General features: G+C 67.6%; 2 protein-coding genes. Both read right to left on the bottom strand.

The window, feature by feature from the left end:
• A partial coding sequence (locus tag DYI24_RS25625; RefSeq protein WP_164574311.1) for a homoserine dehydrogenase occupies positions 1 to 849 on the bottom strand: 849 nt, incomplete at its 3' end.
• Between the two features lie 78 nt (positions 850 to 927).
• Positions 928 to 2018: LL-diaminopimelate aminotransferase (locus DYI24_RS25620; protein ID WP_164574310.1), on the bottom strand; the 1091-nt coding region annotated here is incomplete at its 5' end.

Here is a 2018-nt window from a genome sequence, read left to right as displayed (position 1 = left end):
GGTCACGCCCATCACCTGGGCGATCGACGAGGTCTTCGGCACCATGGTCGGATGCACACGCTGCTCGATGCCCTTGGCGGTGCGGACCGCGACGCCGAGCAGCTTGACCCGGTAGCCGAGATCATCGGCCGCGCGGAGATCCTCCGGCGTGATCGAGCGGATGCCTTCGACGTAAACCGAGCTCTCCGATACCTTGGTGCCGAATGCGAGGCTGGCCAGGATCGCCAGCTTCTGCGCGGTGTCGTGGCCGTCGATATCGAAGGTCGGATCGGCTTCGGCGTAGCCGAGCCGCTGGGCGTCGGCGAGGCAGTCGTCGAACGACAGCCCCTCCTGCTCCATCCGGGTCAGGATGTAGTTACAGGTGCCGTTGAGAATGCCGTAGATCCGGTCGATGTCGGTGCCGGCGAGCCCCTCGCGCAGCGTCTTTATCACCGGGATCGCGGCGCCGACGGCGGCCTCGTAGTTCAGCGCCGCGTGGTGCTTCTCGGCGAGCGACGCCAGCTTGAGGCCGTGCTTGGCGATCAGCGCCTTGTTGGCGGTGACCACTGCCTTGCCGGCAGCCAGCGCCGCCTCGATCGCCGGACCGGCGGGATCGCCGGCGCCGCCGATCAGTTCGACGAAGCAGTCGACCTCGGGATCGGTGGCGATCGCCAGCGGGCTCTTGGCCCACTTGATGCCGGACAGATCAAGCCCGCGCTTCTTCGCCTTGGAGCGCGCGGTGACCGCGACCACCCGCACGGGGCGGCCGCAGCGAGCGGACAAGGTCCGCTCCTGCCGTTCGATGACGCGGACGACTTCGGCACCCACGGTGCCGAGACCCGCAATACCCACTCTGAGTGGCGCGACCATGACGCGCTGACCTGCTGCCGGAACCGGCGTTTCTTGGGGAAGAACCCGGAGGCCGGCGGGCGGCCCCCAATGACGGGCCTATCGCTGAGCAGCGAGAGGCACGACGTTGTGCAACGTTTCGACGCCGCTTTCAAGGAAGCGCCGGACGCCGCGCGCCGCCTGGCGGATGCGCTGCTCGTTTTCCACCATCGCGATGCGGACGAAGCCCTCGCCGTGCTCGCCGAAGCCGACGCCGGGCGACACCACGACACCGCACTTCTCCACCATCAGGGTGGCGAACTGCATCGAGCCGATCTCGCGGAAGGCCGGCGGCAGCGGCGCCCAGGCGAACATCGACGCCGACGGCGGCGGGATGTCCCAGCCGGCGCGGCCGAAGCTCTCGACCAGGATGTCGCGGCGCTTCTTGTAGGTCTCGCGCATCTCCTTGATGCAGTCGTCCGGACCGTTCAGCGCGGCGGTGGCCGCGACCTGGACCGGGGTGAAGGCGCCGTAATCGAGATACGACTTCACGCGGGCCAGCGCGGCGATGATGCGTTCGTTGCCGACCGCGAAGCCCATCCGCCAGCCGGCCATCGAGAACGTCTTCGACATCGAGGTGAACTCGACGGTGACGTCCATCGCGCCCGGCACCTGCAGCACCGACGGCGGCGGATTGTTGTCGTCGAAATACACTTCCGCGTAGGCCAGATCCGACAGGATCATGATCTCGTGCTTCTTCGCGAACGCCACCAGATCCTTGTAGAAGTCGAGGCTGGCCACATAGGCGGTCGGGTTCGACGGATAGCAGGCGATCAGCGCGATCGGCTTGGGGATCGAATGGATGATCGCCCGCTCGGCCGCGGCGAAGAAATCCGGGGTCGGCTCGGACGGCACCGAGCGGATCACGCCGCCCGCCATCAGGAAGCCGAAGGCGTGGATCGGATAGCTCGGGTTCGGGCACAGCACGACGTCGCCGGGGGCGGTGATCGCCTGGGCGACGTTGGCGAAGCCTTCCTTGGAGCCGAGGGTCGCGACCACCTGGGTGTCGGGGTTCAGCTTCACGCCGAATCGGCGATCGTAATAAGCGGCCTGGGCCCTACGGAGACCGGTGATACCGCGGGAGGCGGAATAGCGGTCGGTGCGCGGCTTGCCGAGGGTGTCCTTCAGCTTCTCCAGGACGTGCGGCGGAG

Source organism: Rhodopseudomonas sp. BR0C11 (assembly GCF_010820945.1).
GTDB classification, from domain to species: Bacteria; Pseudomonadota; Alphaproteobacteria; order Rhizobiales; family Xanthobacteraceae; genus Rhodopseudomonas; species Rhodopseudomonas palustris_H.
This window is presented reverse-complemented; position numbering and strand designations above follow the sequence as displayed.